At 61.2% G+C, this 23,504-nt stretch carries 22 protein-coding genes and 1 pseudogene; 13 read left to right on the top strand and 10 right to left on the bottom strand.

Annotated elements, in window-relative coordinates:
• Window positions 1–94: 94 nt before the first annotated feature.
• The 9 genes from PMI26_RS16570 (at window position 95) to PMI26_RS16610 (ending at window position 8,347) form a co-directional block, all read left to right on the top strand.
• Window positions 95–1,252, top strand: coding sequence for an acyl-CoA dehydrogenase family protein (locus PMI26_RS16570; RefSeq protein WP_007974193.1), 1,158 nt, complete (start codon window positions 95–97; stop codon window positions 1,250–1,252).
• Between the two features lie 27 nt (window positions 1,253–1,279).
• Window positions 1,280–2,464, top strand: a complete 1,185-nt coding sequence (locus PMI26_RS16575; protein WP_007974192.1) for a lipid-transfer protein — start codon at window positions 1,280–1,282, stop codon at window positions 2,462–2,464.
• A 29-nt stretch (window positions 2,465–2,493) separates the two neighbouring features.
• Entirely contained in the window at window positions 2,494–2,934 is a 441-nt protein-coding gene (locus PMI26_RS16580) for a MaoC family dehydratase N-terminal domain-containing protein (RefSeq protein ID WP_007974190.1), read from the top strand.
• A gap of 14 nt (window positions 2,935–2,948) precedes the next feature.
• Complete coding sequence (locus PMI26_RS16585; RefSeq protein WP_007974188.1) at window positions 2,949–3,365, top strand: MaoC family dehydratase; 417 nt, start codon at window positions 2,949–2,951, stop codon at window positions 3,363–3,365.
• A 30-nt stretch (window positions 3,366–3,395) separates the two neighbouring features.
• Window positions 3,396–4,220, top strand: coding sequence for an SDR family NAD(P)-dependent oxidoreductase (locus tag PMI26_RS16590; protein ID WP_007974186.1), 825 nt, complete (start codon window positions 3,396–3,398; stop codon window positions 4,218–4,220).
• A 180-nt stretch (window positions 4,221–4,400) separates the two neighbouring features.
• Window positions 4,401–5,048 carry a TetR/AcrR family transcriptional regulator gene (locus PMI26_RS16595; RefSeq protein ID WP_007974183.1) on the top strand — a complete coding sequence of 216 codons (648 nt, stop codon included), beginning with the start codon at window positions 4,401–4,403 and terminating at the stop codon, window positions 5,046–5,048.
• A complete protein-coding gene (locus tag PMI26_RS16600) occupies window positions 5,045–5,662 on the top strand; it encodes an SDR family NAD(P)-dependent oxidoreductase (RefSeq protein WP_007974182.1) in 618 nt (205 codons plus the stop codon). The genes PMI26_RS16595 and PMI26_RS16600 overlap by 4 nt, the downstream gene beginning before the upstream one ends.
• Window positions 5,663–5,856: 194 nt before the next feature.
• On the top strand, window positions 5,857–7,437 hold the full coding sequence (locus tag PMI26_RS16605) for an arylsulfatase (RefSeq protein ID WP_007974179.1): 1,581 nt from the start codon (window positions 5,857–5,859) through the stop codon (window positions 7,435–7,437).
• A gap of 112 nt (window positions 7,438–7,549) precedes the next feature.
• The gene (locus tag PMI26_RS16610; RefSeq protein WP_007974168.1) at window positions 7,550–8,347 is read left to right on the top strand and encodes a glycosyltransferase family 2 protein; all 798 of its coding nucleotides are present in this window, start codon (window positions 7,550–7,552) and stop codon (window positions 8,345–8,347) included.
• Window positions 8,348–8,421: 74 nt separating this feature from the next.
• Here PMI26_RS16610 and sorB read toward each other — a convergent pair whose 3' ends face one another.
• The 4 genes from sorB to mqo form a co-directional block, all read right to left on the bottom strand.
• Window positions 8,422–9,057 (bottom strand): SorB family sulfite dehydrogenase c-type cytochrome subunit, encoded by a 636-nt coding sequence (gene sorB, locus PMI26_RS16615; protein WP_007974166.1) that lies wholly within the window; start codon window positions 9,055–9,057, stop codon window positions 8,422–8,424.
• A 10-nt stretch (window positions 9,058–9,067) separates the two neighbouring features.
• Entirely contained in the window at window positions 9,068–10,309 is a 1,242-nt protein-coding gene (gene sorA, locus PMI26_RS16620) for a SorA family sulfite dehydrogenase catalytic subunit (protein ID WP_007974164.1), read from the bottom strand.
• A 607-nt stretch (window positions 10,310–10,916) separates the two neighbouring features.
• Window positions 10,917–11,225: a DUF6124 family protein gene (locus PMI26_RS16625; protein ID WP_007974162.1), complete on the bottom strand. Its 309-nt coding sequence runs from the start codon at window positions 11,223–11,225 to the stop codon at window positions 10,917–10,919.
• Between the two features lie 199 nt (window positions 11,226–11,424).
• Window positions 11,425–13,071 carry a malate dehydrogenase (quinone) gene (gene mqo, locus PMI26_RS16630; RefSeq protein ID WP_007974161.1) on the bottom strand — a complete coding sequence of 549 codons (1,647 nt, stop codon included), beginning with the start codon at window positions 13,069–13,071 and terminating at the stop codon, window positions 11,425–11,427.
• 416 nt (window positions 13,072–13,487) lie between these two features.
• On the opposite strand from mqo, the gene ilvD reads away from it, so the two are divergent.
• The gene (gene ilvD, locus PMI26_RS16635; RefSeq protein WP_007974159.1) at window positions 13,488–15,170 is read left to right on the top strand and encodes a dihydroxy-acid dehydratase; all 1,683 of its coding nucleotides are present in this window, start codon (window positions 13,488–13,490) and stop codon (window positions 15,168–15,170) included.
• Between the two features lie 77 nt (window positions 15,171–15,247).
• On the opposite strand, the gene PMI26_RS32325 is transcribed toward ilvD, so the two are convergent.
• From PMI26_RS32325 to PMI26_RS16645, 3 genes and pseudogenes are all read right to left on the bottom strand, one after another.
• Window positions 15,248–15,901 (bottom strand): methyl-accepting chemotaxis protein, encoded by a 654-nt coding sequence (locus PMI26_RS32325; protein ID WP_443200844.1) that lies wholly within the window; start codon window positions 15,899–15,901, stop codon window positions 15,248–15,250.
• Window positions 15,902–16,354: 453 nt separating this feature from the next.
• Window positions 16,355–16,861 (bottom strand): annotated as a pseudogene (locus PMI26_RS32320) (MCP four helix bundle domain-containing protein); the annotation flags it as partial.
• A gap of 96 nt (window positions 16,862–16,957) precedes the next feature.
• Window positions 16,958–17,632 (bottom strand): DUF2238 domain-containing protein, encoded by a 675-nt coding sequence (locus PMI26_RS16645; protein WP_007974154.1) that lies wholly within the window; start codon window positions 17,630–17,632, stop codon window positions 16,958–16,960.
• 158 nt (window positions 17,633–17,790) lie between these two features.
• Between PMI26_RS16645 and PMI26_RS16650 the strand changes: the two genes are divergently transcribed.
• Window positions 17,791–18,222 (top strand): nuclear transport factor 2 family protein, encoded by a 432-nt coding sequence (locus PMI26_RS16650; RefSeq protein ID WP_007974153.1) that lies wholly within the window; start codon window positions 17,791–17,793, stop codon window positions 18,220–18,222.
• A 131-nt stretch (window positions 18,223–18,353) separates the two neighbouring features.
• On the opposite strand, the gene PMI26_RS16655 is transcribed toward PMI26_RS16650, so the two are convergent.
• Window positions 18,354–19,169, bottom strand: a complete 816-nt coding sequence (locus PMI26_RS16655) for an AraC family transcriptional regulator (protein ID WP_007974150.1) — start codon at window positions 19,167–19,169, stop codon at window positions 18,354–18,356.
• A gap of 134 nt (window positions 19,170–19,303) precedes the next feature.
• Between PMI26_RS16655 and PMI26_RS16660 the strand changes: the two genes are divergently transcribed.
• Complete coding sequence (locus PMI26_RS16660) at window positions 19,304–19,822, top strand: carboxymuconolactone decarboxylase family protein (RefSeq protein WP_007974148.1); 519 nt, start codon at window positions 19,304–19,306, stop codon at window positions 19,820–19,822.
• A 151-nt stretch (window positions 19,823–19,973) separates the two neighbouring features.
• On the opposite strand, the gene PMI26_RS16665 is transcribed toward PMI26_RS16660, so the two are convergent.
• The gene (locus PMI26_RS16665; RefSeq protein WP_007974146.1) at window positions 19,974–21,062 is read right to left on the bottom strand and encodes a polyamine ABC transporter substrate-binding protein; all 1,089 of its coding nucleotides are present in this window, start codon (window positions 21,060–21,062) and stop codon (window positions 19,974–19,976) included.
• A 55-nt stretch (window positions 21,063–21,117) separates the two neighbouring features.
• On the bottom strand, window positions 21,118–22,419 hold the full coding sequence (locus tag PMI26_RS16670) for an NAD(P)/FAD-dependent oxidoreductase (RefSeq protein ID WP_007974144.1): 1,302 nt from the start codon (window positions 22,417–22,419) through the stop codon (window positions 21,118–21,120).
• Between the two features lie 157 nt (window positions 22,420–22,576).
• On the opposite strand from PMI26_RS16670, the gene PMI26_RS16675 reads away from it, so the two are divergent.
• The gene (locus PMI26_RS16675; protein WP_007974142.1) at window positions 22,577–23,464 is read left to right on the top strand and encodes a LysR substrate-binding domain-containing protein; all 888 of its coding nucleotides are present in this window, start codon (window positions 22,577–22,579) and stop codon (window positions 23,462–23,464) included.
• Window positions 23,465–23,504: the final 40 nt, after the last annotated feature.

Genomic DNA, 23,504 nt, shown 5'->3' with positions numbered 1-23,504 from the left:
TGGCGTTCGGGCCACGGGCCCCACCTATCGTAACCCTCAGATCACAGGCGCAGTCCGCGCCTTGCGTAAGCGCTCGGCCCAAGGCCGGCCTGCCATGTTTGAGGAGTCTTGCGTGCACATCGCCCGAACCGTTTTCCGCGACGACCATGAGATGTTCCGTACCACCGTGCGGCGCTTTTTCGAACGCGAATGCCTGCCGCGCCAGGCCGCCTGGGACAAGGCCGGCCAGGTCGACCGCGAAACCTGGCTCAAGGCCGGCCGCGAAGGCTTGCTCGGCATCACCCTGCCCATCGAATACGGTGGCGGTGGCGGTGATTTCGGTCACTGTGCGGTGTTCAACGAGGAGTTCGCCCGGGCCGGCGTGAGTGGCGCCTACTTCGGCATGCATTCGGACGTCATCGCTCCGTACATCAATCGCTGCGGTAACGAAGAACAGAAACAGCAGTGGCTGCCGGGCATTTGCTCGGGCGAGATCATCCTGGCCATCGCCATGACCGAGCCCGGCACCGGCAGCGACCTCAAGGCCGTGCGCACCACCGCCGTGCGCGATGGCGACGAATACGTGATCAACGGCAGCAAGACCTTCATCAGCAACGGCCTGACCGCCGACCTGGTCATTGTCGTGTGCAAGACCGACCCGGCGGCCGGCGCCAAGGGCATCAGCCTGATCGCCGTGGAAGCCAGCCGCGCCGGTTTCAAGCGCGGGCGCAAACTGGAGAAAGTCGGCCAGGCCGCCGCCGACACGTCCGAGCTGTTCTTCGACAACGTCCGCGTGCCCGTCGGCAACCGCCTCGGCGAGGAAGGCCTGGGCTTTACCTACCTGATGGGCGAACTGCCCCAGGAGCGCTTCTCGATTGCGGTGTCCGCCGCCGCGAAGCTGGAGCGCCTGCTGGAGCAGACCCTCGAGTACGTGAAGGACCGCAAGGCCTTCAACCAGACCGTCTGGGACTTCCAGAACAGCAAATTCAAGCTCGCCGACATCAAGGCCCAGGCCACCGCCATGCGGGTGATGGTCGACTACTACCTGGGCGAGCACATGCGTCGGCGCCTGACCCTGGAAGAAGCGGCCATCGCCAAGCTCTTCACCACCGAGACCCTGTGGAAATGCATCGACGACATGGTCCAGCTGCACGGTGGCTACGGCTACATGATGGAGTACCCGATCGCCCGCGCTTTCGTCGACTCACGGGTCAATCGCATCTACGGCGGCACCAGTGAAGTCATGCGCGAAATGATCGCGCGCAAGCTCTGAACCTCTCATACAACAAGGAAAACAACGATGAGCAATAAAGTGTTCGTTGCTGGCGTCGGCATGATCCAGTTCAAGAAACCGGGGACCAACGAGCCCTACGACGTCATGGGTGAACAGGCGATCCGCCAGGCCCTGGCCGATTCGGGTGTGAATTTCAATGACATCCAGCAGGCCTACGCCGGTTATGTCTACGGCGACTCCACCTGCGGCCAGAAAGCCTTGTACCGCGTGGGCATGACCGGCATTCCGCTGATCAACGTCAACAACAACTGCGCCACCGGTTCCAGCGCCCTGTTCCTCGCTCGCCAGGCGGTACAAAGCGGCGCGGTGGACTGTGCCCTGGCGTTTGGCTTCGAACACATGAACCCGGGCGCCTTGAAATCCGCCTGGACCGATCGCGCACCGGCCACCGAACGTGCCCTGGTGCTGGCCAACGAACTGATCGGCATGCCTGACCTGCCCAATGCCATCCGCCAGTTCGGCGGCGCCGGCTACGCGCACATGCAGAAGTACGGCACCCGACTGGAAACCTTCGCCAGGATCCGCGCCAAGGCCAGCCGTCACGCCGCCAATAACCCGCTGGCAGTGTTCCGCAACGTGGTGAGCAGCGAAGAAGTCATGGCCGCCCCGATGTTGTGGGAAGGAGTGATGACGCGATTGATGGCCTGCCCGCCGACCTGTGGCGCTGCCGCGGCCATCGTGGTGTCCGAAGCGTTCGCGAAAAAGCACGGCCTGCGCACTGACGTATTGATGGCGGGCCAGGCGCTGACCACTGACCTGCCGAGCACCTACGACGCCAGGGACATGATCCGCGTGGTCGGTTTCGACATGACCCGCATGGCTGCGGATATCGCCTACAACCAGGCCGGTATCGGCCCGCAGGACATCGACGTCATCGAACTGCACGACTGCTTCGCGCAGAACGAACTGTTGACCTATGAAGGCCTGGGCCTGTGCGCTGAGGGCGGCGGTGAGCGACTGGTCAACGATGGCGACAACACCTATGGCGGCAAATGGGTGACCAATCCGTCCGGCGGCCTGCTCTCCAAGGGCCACCCGCTGGGCGCCACCGGCCTGGCCCAGTGCTTTGAACTGACCCACCAACTGCGCGGCACCGCCGAACAACGCCAGGTGCAGGACGCGCGCATTGCGGTGCAGCACAACCTCGGTCTGGGCGGCGCCTGCGTGGTCACCGTTTACCAGAAAAACTGACGCGCCCGCAGAGCAAAGGAGCCATTTCGATGATCGACAAGAAACACATCGGCAGACAACTGCCCACTTTCCTCGTGACCGCCGAAGCCGGGCAACTGCGCTTCTTCGCCAAGGCCACCGGTGAAACCAACCCGGTTTACTTTGACGAACAGGCCGCACGCGATGCCGGGTATCCCAACCTGCCGCTGCCGCCGACCTTTCTGTTTTCGCTGGAGTTCCAGATTCCCTCGAACGCCTGGCGTGACGAACTGGGCATCGTCACCGCGCGCATTTTGCACGGCGAAGAATCCTTCCGTTATCACCGCATGGCCTATGCCGGCGACACCTTGCGCTTCGATGTGCGCATCGCCGACATCTACGACAAGAAAGGCGGCGCCCTGGAATTCGTGGTGCGCGAAACCCGAGTCACCAATCAGCACGGTGAGCACGTTGCGGACCTGCGCAGCGTGCTTGTGCAGCGCAACAGCTGAAGCGGAGAACACTGATGAACGCGATTAGCCTGGAAAAAATCAACGTCGGCGACACCCTGCCACCACTGGCCCTGCCGCCGATCAACCGCACCACCCTGGCCCTGTTCGCCGGTGCGTCGGGTGATCACAACGCCATCCACATCGACACCGATTACGCGCGCCGGGCCGGCATGCCCGACGTGTTCGCCCACGGCATGCTGTCGATGGCCTACCTCGCTCGCCTGCTGACCCAGTGGGTCGATCAGCGCCAGTTGCGCGAGTTCGGCGTGCGCTTTCTCGGCATCACTCACCTGGGTCACCAGATCACCTGCACCGGCACTGTCGTCGAGCGCTTCGAGGTCGACGGCGAGCAACGTATCAAGGTCGAAGTGCGCACCACCAATCAATACGGCGAGACCAAGATCGTTGGCGACGCCGTGATCGCTCTGTAAACAAAACTGATCACTGAGGAGCAACACCCCATGGCAAAACTCGAAGGCAAAGTCGCACTGGTCACCGGTTCCGGTCGTGGCATCGGTCAACAGATCGCCCTGAAACTGGCGAGCGAAGGCGCGCGCATCGTCATCAACGACCTGGACGCCGACCCGGCCCACGAGACCGCTGAAATGATCCGCAAGCTGGGTGGCGAAGCCGCCGTCTGCCACGGCAACGTCAGCGCCCCGGACTTCGGCGACCGCTACGTCAAGACCGCGATGGACAACTTCGGCGCCATCGACATCATCGTCAACAACGCCGGCTACACCTGGGACGACGTGATCCAGAAGATGAGCGATGAGCAGTGGTACGCCATTCTCGATTGCCACATGACCGCGCCCTTCCGCATCCTGCGGGCGGCCTACCCGATCATCAAGGCCCAGGCCCAGGCCGATGCGGCGGCCGAGCGCGAGGTGTTCCGCAAAGTGGTGAACATTTCTTCGGTGTCGGCCCTCAACGGCAACGCCGGGCAGATGAACTACTCCTCGGCCAAGGCCGGCGTAATCGGCATGACCCGTGCGCTGGCGCGCGAATGGGGTCGTTTCAAGGTCAACGTCAATGCCGTGGCCTTCGGTTTCATCGAAACCCGCATGACCAAGGCCGACGCCCATGCCGGCGCCACGGTGAACATCGAAGGCCGTGACATCCGTGTCGGCATCAGCCCGGAAGCCGCCAAGTCGTTCGCCCAGCGCAACCCGCTGGGTCGTCCGGGCACCGTGCAGGAAGCGGCCGATGCGGTGTACCTGTTCTGCTCGCCGGAGTCGAACTACATCACGGCGCAGACCATCGCGGTGGCCGGCAATCTGCAATAAGCACAAAGCGATAAGCAGCAGGTAAAAACCACTGTGGCGAGGGAGCTTGCTCCCGCTGGGGCGCGAAGCGGCCCCGAAAAAATGGGCCTGCTTCGCAGCCCAACGGGAGCAAGCTCCCTCGCCACAAAAAGCTCCTCCGCCACAACTTCGTTTGAGTTTTGATGACCGCAGGACCACCCCATGAACATGACTGAAAGCAACATCCGCCTGGCCGCCATCAAACTGATCTCGCGCAACGGCTTCGGCTCGATGAGCCTGCGCCAGCTCGCCACTGAAGCTGGCATCAACGCCTCGACGCTGTACCTCTACTACAAAGGCAAAAACGAACTGCTGCTGGAGCTGATTCTCGAGTATTTCCAGGGGGTGTCCCGGGAGTGGGCACGGCGTCGCCCCAAAAAGTGCGCGACCGCCGATATCAAACTGCTCGCCTTCATCGCCTGCCACGTGCGTTATCACCTGGAACACCAGGACGAGGCCATGCTCGGCAATCTGGAGTTCAGAAGCCTCGGCGAAGAGGATCTGGAGCAGGTCCGCCAAGCCCGGCGTCAGTATCTGAACGCCCTGCAGGAACTGCTGGAACAAGGGGTCAAGGAAGGTTCGCTGAGCTGCGCCGAACCCAAATTGATGGCCCGCACCCTGTTCAACATGCTCACCCATGCCTGCGTCTGGTACCAGGCCGATGGTCGCTGGAGCATTGATGCCGTCATCCGCCATTACTCGGAACTGGTGTTGAAAATGCTCGGCGCCGCGCCTGTTCCGTCGCACGGGATACCGGCCCCACGAGCCTTGGTCACCCGCCGCCCGATGACCGCGGAGGCACGCCCATGAGCGATCTCATGCAACCGTTTTCCATGGCCGGCAAGACCGTCCTGGTGGCCGATGCCAGCACCCGACTGGGCGCGCATTTCGCCCGCCTGATCAGCCTCGCTGGAGCCCGTGTGGCCCTCGGCGGCCAGCACCCTTCGCAGTTGGAGCAACTGGCGGCCGACCTGCATTGGGAAGGTGGCGAAGTCATGGTCGTCAGCCTCGACAGCGCCCGCAGACCGAGCATCGAAGCCGCCCTGGATACCGTGCAGGCGCGATTCGGCAGCGTCGATGTGCTGATCAACAACAGCGCCGAGCGCGAGCATGTTGCCTTGAACAATCACATCGTCCATTGCACCAGCCTGCACATGATCAAGGCCGAACGCGGTGGCAGCATCGTCAATATCGACCCGCCGCCGCGCCCCATCAGCGAGCCGAACCCGTGCCTGCGCGCCAATAGCAGCCTGATCCGCATGAGCCGCGCCATGGCCCAGTCGCTGACACCCCACCGCATTCGCGTCAACGTCATCGCCGCCGGTCGAGGCAAGGACGCCGGCCTGCAAGAACTCAACGGCCCCTTGTTACTGCTGGCCAGCGGTGCCGGCGCCAGCGTCACCGGCGCGGTACTGCATATCTGACACGGCGCACTTCCCTGTAGGAGCTGCCGCAGGCTGCGATCTTTTGACGTTGATTTTCAAGATCAAGAGATCGCAGCCTGCGGCAGCTCCTACAGGTCAGCGCCACCTGATACGGGTGGCGCGAACCTTTTGACGACGTTCGAACATGGCCGCTGGTCGCCCTGCGCGACGCCCGTCAACAAGGAGCCAGTCAGATGACTCGCATAAAAAAGTGGCTGCCGAAACTCGCCCTGGTGGCGACAACGGTCATGGCAATGGCGGCGAATGCCGCTGACAAACCCAACATTCTGGTGATTTTCGGCGATGACATCGGCCAGACCAACATCAGCGCCTATTCCATGGGCGTGGTCGGCTACAAGACGCCGAACATCGACCGCATCGCCCACGAAGGCATGCTGTTCACCGACTACTACGCGGAGAACAGCTGCACCGCCGGGCGCTCGTCGTTCATCACCGGCCAGTCACCGCTGCGCACCGGCCTGACCAAGGTGGGCGTGCCGGGCGCGCCGATCGGCCTGCAAAAACGCGACATCACCATCGCCCAGGCGCTCAAGTCCCAGGGTTATGCAACCGGCCAGTTCGGCAAGAACCACCTGGGTGACAAGGACGAGTTCCTGCCGACCAACCACGGTTTCGACGAGTTCTTCGGCAACCTCTATCACCTCAACGCCGAAGAGGAACCCGAGCGCCCTTACTGGCCCAAGGATGACCCTGACTTCGTCAAGACCAGGACGCCACGCGGCGTGATCCACAGCTACGCCGACGGCAAGATCGAAGACACCGGCGCGCTGACCGCCAAGCGCATGGAAACCATCGACGACGAAACCACGGCTGCCGCTCAATCCTTCATCGAGAAACAGGCCAAGGCCGACAAGCCGTTCTTCGTCTGGATGAACACCACGCGCATGCATCTGTTCACCCACGTACGCGACTCGATGAAGGGCCAGAGCGGCATGCCCGGCAACGATTACGCCGATGGCATGCTGGAACACGACGGCGATGTCGGCAAACTGCTGAAGACCCTCGACGACCTGAAGATCGCCGACAACACCATTGTCGTCTACACCACCGACAACGGCCCGAACCAGTTCTCCTGGCCGGACGCAGCCACCACGCCGTTCCGTAACGAGAAGAACTCCAACTGGGAAGGCGCCTACCGCGTGCCGGCGATACTCCGCTGGCCAGGCAAGATCAAGCCGGGCGCAGTGTCCAACGAGATGTTCTCGGGCATGGACTGGTTCCCGACCTTGCTGGCAGCCGCGGGCGAAACCGACGTGAAGGAAAAGTTGCTCAAGGGCTGGGCACCGACCTCGGGCGGCAACAGCTTCAAGGTGCACCTGGACGGCTACAACCAATTGCCGTACCTGACCGGCCAACAACCTAAAGGCGAGCGTCGCGAGTTCTACTACTTCAACGACGACGGCGTGCTGGTATCGATGCGCTTCGAAAACTGGAAAGTGGTCTTCGCCGAACAGCGCGAACCCGGTGGCTTTGCGGTGTGGAGCAGCCCGTTCGTGCCACTGCGCGTGCCGAAGCTGTTCAACCTGCGCATGGACCCGTATGAGCGGGCTGACCTGGTCTCGGACCAGTACAACGACTGGCTGGTGAAAAACTCTTACCTGATGGCCGCGGGTGTGGCCAAGGCGGCGCGCTTCCTGCAGACCTTCATCGAGTACCCGCCGAGCCAGAAGCCTGCCAGTTTCAGCGTTGACCAGATTCGTGCTGCGGTCGATGCGAAAATTGAAGAGAAGCAGAAAAACCAGGCCAAACCCTAGGCGTATCGAGGCCGCCTGAATGCCAACGGCCAACCCGCCCAGGTGAAATTAAGCTTGGGCTAAGGTTGCCTGTTTAGTCTTCGAAGCTTTCAGGTAGTCGAGCATTTCGAAGATGGCCCGTGTCGATACAAGCGCCAAACCGCCGTTCAGCATCGTGCTGGTGAATTACAAAACCCTCGATCTGACCAGGATCTGCCTGGACCTTTTGCGTGAGCCTGCACGCAAAGCCGGCATACCCGTCTGTGTGGTGGACAACGATTCGGCGGACGCCAGCGTCGAGTATCTGCGCTCACTGGACTGGATCAACCTGATCGAACGCGATGCCCCCACCAAAGAACCCGGCCACATTGCCCATGGCAAGGCACTGGACATGGCGCTGTCCAGGGTCGATACCGACCATCTGTTCCTGATGCACACCGACACTTTCGTCTTCGATGCCAACATCTTTACGGTGATGATGGAGCACTGCACCAGGGACCAAAATGTCATCGCGGTCGGCTGCACCGAGCAACTCAATCGCGGGATGCCAAGGACTGTCTGGCGCTTCACCTCACGCTTCGCAAAGCACCATTTGCGCCGCTTGAAACTGTCCCTGGGCCTGCGTTCAAGAGAACCGAAGCCCTACACCGAAACCCACCTGAAAAGCTTTTGCACGCTATGGAATTGCAGGCTGATGAAGCAGCAGGGTCTGCATTTCCAGATCGATGACCGGGTGCCCGGTTATGAGCTGCAGGACCGCGCGATCGGCCTCGGCTACAAGGTGGTGTTTCTGTCCCCCGGCAAAATCTTCAAGTACCTGGACCACGTCCAGGCCGGCACCGTCGCCGCCGCTGGCGGATATGGCCGGGATCACCGGCGGACCAAAATGTACCAGGACATTCTCAAGCGCTTCAGTGCCGCCAATCCCTAGATGGATTGAACAGATCGCACTCACAGAAAAGCCCACTGACCGTCGCCGGTTCAGTGGGCTTTTTTGCATCAGACTCACTGGCTCATGATGAACGTCGCCAGGCTTTTCAGGTCGTCCGGGCCCAATTGTGCGAAGGGCGGCATGGGCACATCCCCCCACTTCCCGCTGCCGCCATGCTGAATGCTGGACATTACCCGGGCCAGTGCCTGGGGGTCATTGGCATATTTGGCCGCCACATCGTGATAGGCCGGGCCAACGACCTTATGGTCGATTGCGTGACAGGACAGGCAGGCGTTGTCCTTGAGCAAGGCCGAAGCCACTTTTGCCACCGACACCGTCGGCGGCTGCTCCACCGGCGGGTTCGAGGCCGTCTGGACATCGGCGTCAGTGGCCTTGGCACTGCCGTAGGTCGCCGCCAGGTACGCGCCGATCACACTCACGTCCTGGTCGCTGATCGGAGCACCGTACACGTGCTGCATCTTGCCCGCTTCGGCGGTCCACTGCGCCAGGCTCATGCCGGGTGGCTGGAAGTTGATGTAGTCGGCCGAATGGCAGATGGAGCACTTCTGCTGCGCCAAAGGGTAACCAGGCAGCGAACTGGGCTTGAACGCTGCCGTTTCGGGCGGCAAGGTGATCGAGAGTGGCGCGGCGTCAGCCAGGGTCATCAGGCAAACCTGGGCGGCACACAGCAGGGAGGTCAAAAATTTCATGCAGCCCTCCTCAGGCGACGGTCACGTGGCGGGTTTCGACGACGTGGCGGCGGTAGCCACCGGGGTTCCAGTCCGCTTGCAGCGGCTGCGTCTCGCCGGCCCTGTTGCTGGCGCGCACCATCAACTGAGTGGCGCCCTTGTTGGTAAAGGTGATCGGCAGCGTCCACTCACGAAAGGAGAAACGGCCCAGGTCCTGCCCGAGGGTGGATTCGCGCCAGTTGGCTCCGCCGTCGATCGACACCTCGACCTTGTTGACCCCGGCGCCGCCGTCGAACGCGATGCCCTTGAGCACCAGGCTCTGGTTCAGCGGCAATACATCGCCGTGTTTGACGCTGGTGATGAAACTGCGCACCGGCAACCTGGAAATCGGTTGGGTGTTCGCCGCCGTGGTGCCGGGGGCAATGCACAGGCAATCGTTATCCGGAACCCGGTACCCCTTGGCCATGAAAAAACCGTCGTAGGTATGGTCGACGACTTCGATCTCACTCAGGTGCTTGACCCAGTACGTGCCGAAATAACCCGGCACCACCAGACGAATCGGATAACCGTTGAGAAATGGCAGGTCGGTGCCATTCATTGACCAGGCGATCATCGGCTCGCCGTCCATGGCATGGCTGATGTCCAGCGCCTTGATGAACTCCGGCGTGCTCGGCAGCACCGGCTTATCGAGTCCACGGAAGGTCACTTGCATGGCGCCGGCCTTCACTCCCGCCTTTTCCAGTACCGCCTTGAGCGGTACACCCAACCACCGCGCATTGCCCATCGAGCCATTGCCCAACTGAGCCCCGAACACCCGCGGCATCGAGAAGCCACGGCTGTTGCCCGAACACTGATTGACGGCCACCACCTCCACCGGCTCGGCAAGCGCCTTGAGTTCGGCAAGGGAAAGCGACAGCGGTGTGTCGACCAAGCCCTTGATCGTCAAGCGGTAGCTGTCCGGATCGATGCTGGTCGGGAAATTGGCCAGGTGGTAACGCACGAAAAACGCGTCATTGGGCGTGATGACCCCTTCATTGAAGACAGAGAACGGCGTCTCCAGGTGCGGCGGGCGCGTGGTCACCAGGGTCAACGGGCGTTTTTGCGGGTATTGCACCAGCGGTCGCGGGCCCGCGGCAAAGGTCACTTCTTCAGTGTTTTCCTCGGCAGCCCTGGCCAGATTTGCCACCGGCGAAGCCGCCAACGCCAACGTGAAAGCATCGCGTAAAACCCGCCGGCGACTCGGCTGGCGGCTGTCTATAAAACTGAACTTCATTCTGCGCTCTCTATGATTGTTTTATCGAGATGCAACTGACTACTGTGGGAGCGAGCCTGCTCGCGATGGTCGTTAACGATTACGCGTGTTTACTGGATAAACGCAGCGCACGTGAGTCCATGTTCGGAACGCCGTCCGGAGCAGGCTTGCGCCTACATGTTCCCGCCAGGGCGAAGGGGTATCAGACTTACGGTTTCGCCTTACCGAGGTGGGTAAACAAACCAGTATCGTCACGACCAACCTGTCTGCTTCACATTGAGCGTCAGATACTTGGCAATTGATGACAGGGATTGCCGATATATGCGGCATAGAGAGAGTGCTGTTCACCTAAGCAGATGCCTCAGACACACCTGCTTTTTGTGGCGAGGGAGCTTGCTCCCGCTGGGCTGCGCAGCGGCCCCAAAAAAATGAGACAACAATGCCGTTTTTTATGAGTGCTACGCACTCAAGCGGGAGCAAGCTCCCTCGCCACGGGTTTCTCCCTGGCTGAAGACACGCTTAAGTAAACAGCTTTTCGGCATGTTCTGGTCATCGCCCACAAAAAACCCACTGACCGTCGCCGGTTCAGTGGGCTTTTTCCCTTCAGGCCAATAACTGCCCTCGCCTGCTACTGCGGATCGACTTGATCCAGCACGCGGTTCACCGACAACTCCGCCAAGGCAATCATCTGTTGAATCCCCAACGCCAAATTGCATTTAGGGCCGCTGAGGATAAACGCCAGCTCACTGGCCATGACACTGGCCGAGGCCAGGGTTTCACAGGCGTGAACCAGGAGGGTTTCGTTGTTGACGTTGGGGGCGATGGTGAAGATGGGGTTGGGACGGCGTTCGGCCCCGGCCGGTTTACGGGACACAAACTCAGTATCGGAATCGGACGAACTTGGGGTTTCTGATGAGTTAGCGTTTTCGTTGAGCATTTGGAACTCCATTGGATTGGGTTCCTATGAAAATCGGGCTACCACACCCGGTCGCTGGGTTGGCAGCGACCGAAGGAGATTAACGATGGCACTTCTGAGGGGCAAGCCCACTTCACTGCAGGAAATATCTGAGTCTCCAGACCGAAAAAACCCACTGACCGTCGCCGGTTCAGTGGGCTTTTTTTGATCCGGCGTCTAGTTACAGAGCCATATCACTCGCAGCACTAGCCTTCGGTGCCTTCGCATCCGTATCGACAGTCACTGGCTTCACAGCCGGCGCGATCACCGCTGGTGGCGGAGTCAGTTCCAGCACCTTGGCGGTGTAGGCCCACTCTTCAGCAACCTTCTCGGGGCTGTTGTTCAGCTGGGTGCCGTAGCTCGGTACGATCTGGTGCAGTTTTGCCTGCCACTCAGGGCTCGCGACCTTGTCCTTGAACACTTTCTGCAGCACGGTCAGCATGATCGGTGCGGCGGTCGATGCGCCTGGGGAGGCGCCCAGCAGGCCGGCGATGCTGCCGTCTTGCGAAGCGACGATTTCGGTGCCCAGTTTCAGCACGCCACCGGCGGCTTCGTCACGCTTGATGATCTGCACGCGCTGGCCGGCTTGCCACAGGCGCCAGTCTTCAGCCTTGGCGTTCGGGAAGTATTCCTTCAGGGCGTTGAGGCGGTCTTCATCCGACAGCATCAGCTGGCCTGCAAGGTACTCGACCAGCGGGTATTCCTTGATGCCGACCTTGGTCATTGGCCACACGTTGTGGGTGGTCGTGGTGGTCAGCAGGTCCAGGTACGAACCTTCTTTCAGGAACTTGGTGCTGAAGGTCGCGAACGGGCCAAACAGGATCACGCGCTTGCCGTCCAGCACGCGGGTGTCCAGGTGCGGAACCGACATCGGCGGTGCGCCCACCGAAGCCTTGCCGTAGGCCTTGGCCAGGTGTTGTTCGGCGATGGTCGGGTTCTCGGTCACCAGGAACGAGCCGCCTACCGGGAAGCCTGCGTATTCCTGGGCTTCAGGAATGCCGGACTTCTGCAGCAGGTGCAGGGCACCGCCGCCGGCGCCGATGAACACGAACTTGGCGTCGGTTTCGGTCTTGCTGCCGTCTTTCATGTTTTTGTAGCTGACGCGCCAGCTGCCGTCGGCGTTCTTGGTGATGTCCTGTACTTCGCTGGACAGCTTCAAGTCGAACTTCGGCGTGGTTTGCAGGTGTGCAACGAACTGACGCGTGATTTCGCCGAAGTTCACGTCGGTGCCGATCGGGCTCCAGGTGGCCGCGATTTTCTGGTTCGGGTCACGCCCTTCCATCATCAGCGGTACCCACTGCTTGATCACAGCCGGGTCTTCGGAGTACTGCATGCCGGCGAACAGCGGGCTCGCCTGCAGGGCGTCGTAGCGTTTTTTCAGGAACTTGATGTTGTCATCGCCCCACACGAAGCTCATGTGCGGCGTGGAGTTGATGAACGAACGCGGGTTCTTCAGCACGCCTTGCTGAACCTGCCAGGCCCAGAACTGACGGGAAATCTGGAAGGCTTCGTTGATTTCAACGGCCTTCGGGATCGAGACCTTGCCGTTCTCGTCTTCCGGGGTGTAGTTCAGCTCGGCCAGGGCGGAGTGACCGGTACCGGCGTTGTTCCAGCCGTTGGAGCTTTCCTGGGCGACGCCGTCGAGGCGCTCGATCATTTCCATCGAAGTGCCAGGTTCCAGTTCGTTGAGCCAGACACCCAGGGTCGCGCTCATGATGCCGCCGCCAATCAGCAGTACGTCGACCTTCTTGGCTTCTTCAGCCTGAGCTGTCGTCATCCCCAACGACAAGGCCAGCCCCAGCAGGGCTGTGTTCACTTTCTTAAACATCTGTAGCACCTATGATAAAACGCCATCCGCCCTTCCATCCTCATGCGCACAGCCCCCGTGTTTCACGGCAGTCACGGATGCGGCACTCAAGGATTGCAGGGTGGGCACACAAGGCCGATGAACTGCATCGACCCCAGTTTTTTTGTCCCTTCTGAACTGACTTTTTATCTTTATTGGCTTCAGCTACTTGAGCGACAGTGATTCGTTCGCCCGTCGCGAGGACAGGTAAACAGAATAGGTCAAACCAAGTTGGGGCGAAGAATATCACGACATGGCTAACCCGCGCGTCTGTTCGCGACTGCGTGGTCCGGTTGGCCCTTCAAGATCAAAAGATCGTCCGAAGGCTGCGATCTTTTGCTCTTCGGGAGGAGAACTATACTCACTGGACTTTTTCCGCCGAGGCTTGAGGTGTTGTCATGAGCGATAAAGACGATCTGCGCAAATATTCATCCCAAGTAATCGACGGCGTCGAAGCCGCGCCCGCCCGGGCCATGCTGCGCGCCGTGGGTTTTACCGATGCAGACTTCGACAAGCCGCAGATCGGCATCGCTTCGACCTGGGCCATGGTCACGCCCTGCAACATGCATATCGACAAGCTGGCGCTCGAGGCCGAAAAAGGCGCGAATGCCGCCGGCGCCAAGGGCGTGATCTTCAACACCATCACCATTTCCGACGGCATCGCCAACGGCACCGAAGGCATGAAGTATTCGCTGGTGTCCCGCGAAGTGATCGCCGACTCCATCGAAGTGGTCACCGGTTGCGAGGGTTTCGACGGTCTGGTGACCATCGGCGGCTGCGACAAGAACATGCCGGGCTGCCTGATCGGCATGGCGCGGCTCAATCGCCCGTCGATCTTTGTCTATGGCGGCACCATCCAGCCGGGGGCCGGGCATACCGACATCATTTCCGTGTTCGAGGCCGTGGGCCAGCACGCGCGGGGCGACATCAGCGAAATCCAGGTCAAGCAGATCGAGGAAGTGGCGATTCCCGGCCCCGGCTCCTGTGGCGGCATGTACACCGCCAACACCATGGCCTCGGCCATCGAGGCGCTGGGCATGAGCCTGCCCGGTTCCAGCTCCCAGGACGCCATTGGCGGCGACAAGGCCTCGGACAGTTTCCGCGCCGGGCAGCAGGTCATGGAGCTGCTCAAGCTCGACCTCAAGCCCCGGGACATCATGACCCGCAAAGCCTTCGAGAATGCGATACGCGTGGTGATCGCCCTCGCCGGCTCGACCAATGCCGTGCTGCATCTGCTGGCCATGGCCAACGCGGTGGATGTCGAGCTGACCCTGGATGACTTCGTCGAGCTGGGCAAGATCTCCCCGGTGGTCGCCGACCTGCGCCCCAGCGGCAAGTACATGATGAGCGAGCTGGTGGCCATCGGCGGCATTCAACCGTTGATGAAGCGCATGCTCGATGCCGGCATGCTGCACGGCGATGTGCTGACCGTCACCGGCCAGACCCTGGCGGAAAACCTCGCCGGCGTGCACGACTACCCGGCCGGCCAGGACGTGATCCGGCCCTTCGACCAGCCGATCAAGAAGGACTCGCACCTGGTCATCCTGCGCGGCAACCTCTCGCCCACCGGCGCCGTGGCCAAGATCACCGGCAAGGAAGGCCTGCGCTTCGAAGGCACGGCGCGGGTCTATCACGGCGAGGAAGGTGCGCTGGCCGGCATTCTCAATGGCGAAGTGCAGCCCGGCGAAGTGATCGTGATCCGCTACGAAGGGCCCAAGGGCGGGCCGGGCATGCGCGAAATGCTGTCGCCGACGTCAGCGGTCATGGGCAAGGGGCTGGGCAAGGAGGTGGCGCTGATCACCGACGGGCGTTTTTCCGGTGGTTCCCACGGTTTCGTGGTCGGTCACATCACGCCGGAAGCCTTTGAAGGCGGGCCGATTGCGCTGGTCGAGAATGGCGACAGGATCATCATCGATGCGCAAACCCGGCAGATTACCGTTGATGTGTCCGATGCTGTGCTGGTCGAGCGCAAGTCGCGTTGGGTGCGGCCGCCATCCAAATACACGCGCGGGGTGCTGGCCAAGTATGCGAAGACCGTGTCCAGTGCTTCGGAGGGGGCTGTGACGGATAAGTATCTTTAAGGTCAAAAGATCGCAGCCTGCGGCAGCTCCTACAGAGGTACGCGATCCCTGTAGGAGCTGCCGCAGGCTGCGATCTTTTAAAGCCTGAACCGATCCACCGACTGCGACAGCTGCCCTGCCAGACTGGACAGTTCATCCGTGGTCGAAGCCGTCTGCCCGATCACCTTGCTGTTGCCTTCGGACATGCCGGCAATCATCTCCACCTGATGGGCGATCTCGTTGCTGGCCAGGCTCTGCTCGCCGATGGTACGGCTGATGTCATTGACCAATTGCGTGGTATGCAGCGTGGCATCGAGGATCTCGCGGATGGCGCGCTCGACATCGGCTGTCACCGCCATGCCTTTGTCGACCTGGGCCACGCCCTCCTCCATGCTGATCACCGCCTCGCGGGTGCTTTGCTGGATGCGTGCGACCATGCTGGCGATCTCCTGGGTGGAAGCGCTGGTGCGCCCCGCCAGGCTGCGGACCTCATCGGCCACCACGGCAAAACCGCGCCCCTGCTCGCCGGCGCGGGCGGCTTCAATGGCGGCGTTGAGTGCCAGCAGGTTGGTCTGGTCGGCAATACCCTTGATCACCTGGATGATGTTGAAAATCCCCTCGGACTCCTTGTCCAGCGTGCGGATCACCTGCGCCGACTGCTGCGCCGAACGCGCGATGCCGTCCATGTCGCTGACCACCTGATGGATCACCCGGCCGCCGTCCTTGGCCAGGTTTTCTGCCTGATTGGCCATGTTCAGTGCCCGTTCGGCATGCCGGGTGATTTCCTCGATGCTCGCGGTCATTTCGCTGGCGGCCGCAGCCATGGTGCTGGCCGCCGCGCTTTGCTGCTGGCTGCTGCCGGCCACCTCATGGCAGCCGTTGCTCAGCAGTTCGCTCATGCCGCTGACGCCGTGGGCGTTGCTGCGCACGACCTCGATCATGCCGCGCAAATCCCGCTGCATGGTTGCCAGGCTACGAATCAAGGCGCTGGCTTCGTCCTTGTGGATGGGCTCGACAATCGGCTCGCTGAGGTTGCCATGGGCGATGCTCTCGGCGATGCGGCTGGCGGTTTGCAACGGGCCCATGATGCTCAGGATCGCCGAACGCCCCAGGGTCAGCAGCAACAACAGGCTGGCGATCAGCACACCGCCCAGGGTCAGGTTGGCGTTGTTGATGGCAAGCGCTGTGCCCTGGCTGGTCTGTTGCGTGTTGCTTTCGATCAACTCGCTGAGGGCCTCCATCTGGTCTTCCAGTTGGCTGAAGACGTTGTTGAACGTGCCCAGCTCCTGTTGCGCAGCCTCCGGGTTTTCCAGGGCCCGACCGACGATGCGTTCGGCGGCGCTGATATAGGTGTCGAGGCTGGGCTTGATCTTGTTAAGGGCGGCCTTGATGGTGTCGTTGACCGGCAGCTTGAGGTTTTCCCCGAGCACATCGCGAAAGCGTTGGGCGTGCTCTTCGATGGAACTGCGCACCTCGGCTTTGCTGCTGGTGCTCTTGTTCAAGCCCACCAACATGGCCGACAGCACGTCGGCGCGCAACGCGTCGTGCATCATGTCGGCTTCGAGGTGGTTGCGCAGCGCGGCCATGCTGACGTTGTTGTCGTCCACGGCCTCGGCCATCCGGGCGTTCCCCAGATAACTGACCAGGCTCATGATCAATGCAGTCAGTAATCCGGTGCCGATCAGCAACATTAAACGCAGTTTTATGGACACTCTGTGGTTCCTCTCTGGCACGTTGGACGGCAGGCTTGCACCGCGCGGATGGCACGCTTGAAGAGGTTATCGACGGGGCCACGCAGTAATTGAAGCCTATCCCCACAGATTGTGTTTTTTGCGACATGCGGTCGTCACCGGTTGCTTTTGCAGCATGCCGCGCAGGGACACCAGCGACAGGCTGGCAAACGCACCGGCGACCGCGATGGCCATGTCCTTTTGCGAATCCCAGGGATCGTTTTGCGCACCGACGAAGGCCTTCGCCGTGTCATTGCCCAGGAAGGCACCGCCGATCCACTCCACCAGTTCGTACACGGCGGAGGTCGACAGCATGAAGTTCAGGGTCACGAAAAACAGCCAGAACCCGCGCAGCGGCGTCAGCCGCCACAGGACTTCGCGCACCGGATATGCCAGCAGCAGCCCGTAGCTCAGATGCACCAGCCGGTCGTAGTGATTGCGGTGAACACCCGACGCCTGCTCGACACTGAACCCGAACCACGCAGACGACCAGTGTTCGTAGGGGACCAGAGAATAGGTGTAATGGGCGCCCAGTTCATGCACGCACAAAAACGCAAACACCAGAGTGATGGACGTCGCCGATAAACGAAACCGCCGAGAAACCGCGACCAGGGTGCCCACCAGCAACAGCACCAGCAGGTTTTCCAGCGCCCAGTCCACCCGGCTGCGGGGAGAAAAACCCGACACCACGACGATCACCAGGAACACCATCAGCAACGTCAGGTCGTGCCGTATACGTTGGTTCGGCTGCATGGCTGCAATACCTCGAAGTCAGGACATCGCCCTTTTAACTTCGAGGCAAGGTCGCCGGGCAAGTTCGCTTTTTCCCTCCAGTGCATGCTAGGTTGTACGATGACTGATGAATATTCATCCATTCATCGCGTCATCCCTACAACAACAAGGAAACACCCATGAAAAAAGCAAAAGTGCTGATTGGTTTTCTGTGCCTGTTCACCGGCTACGTCGCCGCCACCCCGGCCGCCGCGGACAAGGACGTGGCCCAGGCCGTCGACCACCTGACCCAGGCCATGCTGCACAAGGACATCCCGGAACTGAACGCCTTGACCGCCGAGAACCTGACCTACGGGCATTCCAGCGGCAAGATCCAGGACAAGCAGGCCTTCATCGCCGACATCGAAACCGGCAAAAGCGCGTTCAAGACCCTTGAGATGCAAAACCAGACCATCACCGTCTCCGGTGATGTCGCACTGGTCCGCCACCATTTCTCGGCACAAGCACTCAAAGGCACCGAAGTGGTGCCCACCGAAATCGAAAACTTCCAGATCTGGCAAAAGCAGGACGGTAAATGGCTGTTGGTGGGGCGGCAGGCGTTCAAGTTCTGATGCACTGCTGAGGCCACCACTGTATCTGTGGGAGCGAGCTTGCTCGCGATGACGGAGTGTCGGTCGCCATATCAGGTGTCTGACACACCGTTATCGCGAGCAAGCTCGCTCCCACAGGGTTTTCGGGTGTATCAACTACCCTTCCACTCCCGCGGGCTCAGCCCGGTCTTGCGCCGGAACGCCCGGGCCAGCGCCGAGGGGCTCTCATAACCCACTTCCTCGGCAATCAGCGCTATCGGCCGGCCCTCGCGCAGTCGCTTCTGCGCCAGGCTGATGCGCCAGCTCACCAGGTAATCCACCGGGGTCTGCCCGACCACCCGGCGAAAATGTTCGGCAAAACTGGCCCGCGACATGTTGGCGGCGACCGAGAGTTCGGCCACGCTCCAGGCCTTGGCCGGGCTTTGATGCATCAGGCTCAGGGGCCGCGCCAGGCGCGCATCGGCAAGGCCCGCCATCATGCCCGGTTGCTGGCCCGTGGTGCTCAGGATGTGCCGCAGCAACAGAATCACCAGCAGCTCGAACAGGCGATCCATCACCGCTTCACGCCCGCACGTACCGTCGAACGCCTCGTTGAACAGCCATTCCAGGGTCCCGGCCAGGGTCGGGATTTCATCGAGCTTGAGCACCAGGTAATCCGGCAGCGCCGCCGCCAAGGCATTGCCCGCACCGCCGTCGAACTCCAGGGTCGCGCACACCAGTTGCGTGCCGGATACTTCAGATGCAAACAGACGATGCCGATAGGGCCGGGGGAAAAAGATCAGGCTCGGCTCGGTCAGTTGCAGGTCCGGCTGGTCGCCCATTTTGAGCAGCAACTCCCCCGCCTGGAGCAGGTGTAAATGACCGCTGGCCTGCTGGCCGTCGTAGGCGACGGTGCCGCAGAACATTCCGCTATGGAAAGTGCCGGCATTGACGCCGAAATGGGTGAGCAACGTGGACAAGCGATCCATGACAAGGCTCCCGAAGGCAGTTCTGGACGATCTGTCGCATATCCTCGACGACTTGCATCCAATACACCAGACCTTCTCCCTAACATGAGCTCCGTACCCAGCGCATTCCGCGCCTCACATTACGGAGTATCACCATGACCCGCATTGCCCCGATCAGCCTGGAAAACGCCACCGACACCACCCGCCCTCTGCTGGAAGGCGTGCAGAAGAAAATCGGTTTTCTGCCCAACGTCTTCAAAGTCCTGGCCCATGCACCGGCCGTGCTGGCCTCGTACCTGCAAAACTCGGCCGCACTGGGCAAGACGTCCCTGAGCGCCACGGAAAAGGAAGCGGTGTTCCTCGCCACTTCGCAAGTCAACGGCTGCGACTACTGCCTGGCGGCTCACACGCTGTTTGCCGGCAAGGCCGGGCTGTCCAGGCAAGAGATCCTCAGCGCACGACACGGCGAGCTCAACGCCATTGCCACCCTCGCCCGCCAGGTCACCGAAAGCCGTGGCCACCTGAGCGTCGAGCAGATCGCCGCAGCCCGTAACGCGGGTATCGACGACGGCAAGATCATCGAAGTGATCGCCCATGTGGCGGCGCAGACGCTAACCAACTATCTAAACAACGCAGCCCTGACCGACATCGACTTCCCGGCCATCGACGCCTGAACCGATCCCCCGAAACAACCTGTGGGAGCGAGCTTGCTCGCGATCGCGGTGGTCCATTCAACATCAATGTTGTCTGGCCTGACGCTATCGCGAGCAAGCTCGCTCCCACAGTGATTTTGCTCAAGCTACAGATGTGCGCATGACGTAGCGATCAGGTATTGGTTTTCAGCTTGGTCCACAACCGCGTGCTGAGGCGTGCGATGGCCGCGGGCAAGTCCTCGACGGTGAACAGCTTGTCCATCACGGTTTTCGGCGGGTAGATCGCCAGGTCCTGCTTCACCGCCGGGTCGACGAAGGCATCCGCCGCACTGTTGGGGTTGGCGTAGTGGATGCTGTTGCTGATGTTGGCAATCACCTTCGGCTCCAGCAGGTAGTTCATGTAGGCGTAGCCGTTCTTCTCGTGTGGTGCGCTCTTGGGCATGACCACCATGTCCAGCCACAAGGTGGAACCTTCGTCCGGGATTGAGTAGGCAATGTCGATCCCGTTCTTGGCTTCCCTGGCGCTGGCGGCCGCCTGCACGATGTCGCCGTTGAAACCGATCACCGCGCAGACGTTGCCGTTGGCCAGGTCGCTGATGTACTTGGACGCATGGAAATACTGGACGTAAGGCCGGATCTTCAGCAGTGCCTGCTCGGCCTTCTTGTAGTCGGCCGGCTCATGGCTATGAGGCGGCAGCCCCAGGTAGTTGAGCGTGATCGGCAGGATCTGCGTAGGGTTGTCGATGATCGCCACGCCGCACTCGCTGAGTTTCTTGATGTTGTTCTCGTCGAAGAACAGCTTCCAGGAATGGGTGACGTCGGTATTGCCGAAGATCGCCTTGATCTTCTCGACGTTGTAGCCAATGCCCGCCGTGCCCCACATGTAAGGGAAGCCGTACTGGTTGCCCGGGTCGTTGACCTCAAGCTTCTTCATCAATGCCGGGTCGAGGTTTTTCCAGTTGGGCAACTGGCTCCTGTCGAGTTTCTGGATCGCGCCGGCCTTGATCAGGCGCGACAGGAAGTGGTTCGACGGGCTGACCACGTCATAACCGGTATTGCCGGTCATCAGTTTCGATTCCAGCACTTCGTTGCTGTCGTGGATGTCGTAGGTCGCCTTGATTCCGGTTGCCTTGGTGAAGTCGGGCAAGGTGTCGTCGGCGATGTAACCGTTCCAGTTGGAAATATTGACGGTTTCGTCGGCGTAGGCGACAGCGGAAAAGGTCGAGATCAGGGCCACAAGGGAAAGCGTATTGACGCGCATGTTGAATCACCTTCGATGGGAAGTGCTGTTGTTCTTGTTGTGAAGTTCGTGTTGTTCAGACTTCGCTTCTGGCCCGAACCGTTTCCACGCGCATACGCAGCATGGCACCGATGTCGAGCAGCGGCTTGGGCGGCAGCCAGCCGGGTTGTGCCCGCGAGATCACCGATTGCAGCAGCGGTGAATCACCGTCCGAGGCCATTTCCGCGAGCAGGCGGCCCCACAACGTGCCCCGCGCCACGCCGGAACCGTTGCACCCGGCCACGGCGAACACGCCCTCTTCGACTTTCGCGAAGTACGGTTGCCCGGAGCGCGAAGCGCTGAGATGACCGGTCCAGGTGTATTCGATGTCCTGCTCGCCGAGCATCGGGAAACGCCGTTGCAACCCCAGCACGTGGTGTTGGCGACGGGCCGACAGCTCGCTCAATGACAAATCCCTGGAGCGGTATTCCGCGGTGTTGCGGATCATCACCCGGCGATCCGGCGTCAGGCGCACCGTGGCGCCCAACGGACGGGTCGACAGCACACCCCAGGACGCTGGCGCCCCCAGGGCTTGAAACTCTTGATCGCTGAGGGGTCGCGTGAGGCTGGCGCTAAGTTCCATCGCGAAGGTGCCGCTGTCGTCGATCCCTGAACGAGGAATGAAGGCGTTCAGGCAGACCAACACCTGTCTGGCTTCAACGCAGCCGTCTTGGCCGCGGGCACGGATCCGGCCGTCGCCGAGGCGCTCAAGACCTGCGATATCGCTGTTCTCATGGACCGTCACTGACGGCGGCAAGGCATCGAGCAGGCCCTTCACGTACTTGGCCGGTTGCAGCAACGCATTGCCATTGCCGCACCAGATTCCGGCACGGTAGTGGCGGGTGCCGAGTTTCTCGATCAGTTGCTCGCCTTGCAGGAACTGCGCGCTGGCGCCAACGGCCCGCAAGGTCTGCAACTTGGCCTCGACGTCGCTCAGCTTGCGTGGATCGCTGACGGCAAAGAAATAGCCCGACTCCCTGAAGTCGCATTCGATGCCCAGCCGGGCGATCTGCTTGCGCACTTCATCGGCGGCGGCGCGGCCGATCGCCGTATCCGCTTGATAACCGGCGAACCTGGCGCTGCCCAACAGTTCGCTGGCGACGGGATGTTCGTGGGCCACCACAAACCCGGAGTTACGCGCCGATGCCCCCTGCGCAGCCCGCTGACGGTCAACGACCACAATGCGTGCCTGGGGGTGCATGTGTGCCAGGGCGTGGGCCGCGCTGAGGCCGGTAATGCCGGCGCCGATCACTAGCCAGTCGGCGTGCTGCGTGCCTTTGAGCGGATCGCGCAACGGAGAACTCCCCGCTTGCGCAATCCAGCCACAGATATTTTCCATGCGTCACCTCAGGTTCTTGTTCTGTGAACCGTCTCGATCAGCGCTTCATGCAGGATTCGCATAAATGGTTTTCGTGAACGGTGTCTATGACTAGAATCTAAAGGCTGATAACGCAGACAACCAACGTTATTAAATCATCGGGGCATTCTGAAAACGCATGGATAAAGTACGCCACGTGCCCTCGCTGCAGGGTTTGCAGGCTCTGGTCGAGGTCGCCGGGGCAGGCAGTTTCACCCAGGCGGCGCAAAAGCTCTGCCTGACCCAAAGCGCCGTGAGCCGACAGATCCAGCAACTGGAGAGCCACTTCGGTGTCGCGTTGTTCGTGCGCAGCAGCCGCAGCCTGCAACTGACCCCGGAAGGCGACCAGGTGCTGGCCAGCGCTCGCACCATCCTTGAGCAACTAAGGTCGCTGGAAGACCGGCTCGCGCCCAGACAACGCCCGTTCCGCATTCGCATGCACGTGTCACTGGCAGTGCGCTGGCTGTTGCCCAAACTGAACGATTTCTACCGGCATCACCCGGACGTATCCCTGGCCATTGAAACCGTGGCCACGGAAGTGGTGGAACCTGCCAGTGACAGCGACGCCTACATTCTCTATCTGCCTGAACCGTCCACGGCGCCCGATTGCCTGACGCTGTTCGAGGAAGCCCTGGTGCCGGTGTGCGCGCCAGGGCTGGGCACCCCGACCCGGCCATTGGCTTCGCTGGACGATCTGTCGGAGTTCGCATTGCTGCACCGCTCCTCCGATCAACATGACTGGCAGGTATGGTTGTCAGCCAATGGCGGCAAGGCGTTGCAGGACTATCGGCATATCCCCTTCAACCTCGACGAACTGGCGCTCGATGCCGCCGCCCGGGGGCTGGGGGTGGCGATGACCGACATGACCCTGGCTGGCGAGTCGATCCAGCGCGGTGAACTGGTGATTCCGTTTGGTGAACCGTTGAAGACCCGAGGGATTTACTCGTTGTGCCTGCAACCCTCGGCGGCCACCCATCCGGCGTGCGCGCCGGTCATGCAGTGGTTCACCGCACAAACCACTGCATGACCACCTTCACATTCAACATCAATGTTGACTGACACACCGC

This window comes from Pseudomonas sp. GM33 (assembly GCF_000282295.1).
Taxonomy (GTDB): domain Bacteria; phylum Pseudomonadota; class Gammaproteobacteria; order Pseudomonadales; family Pseudomonadaceae; genus Aquipseudomonas; species Aquipseudomonas laurylsulfatiphila.
Note: the sequence above shows the minus strand (reverse complement) of the source record. Positions and strands in the feature narration are given on the sequence as shown.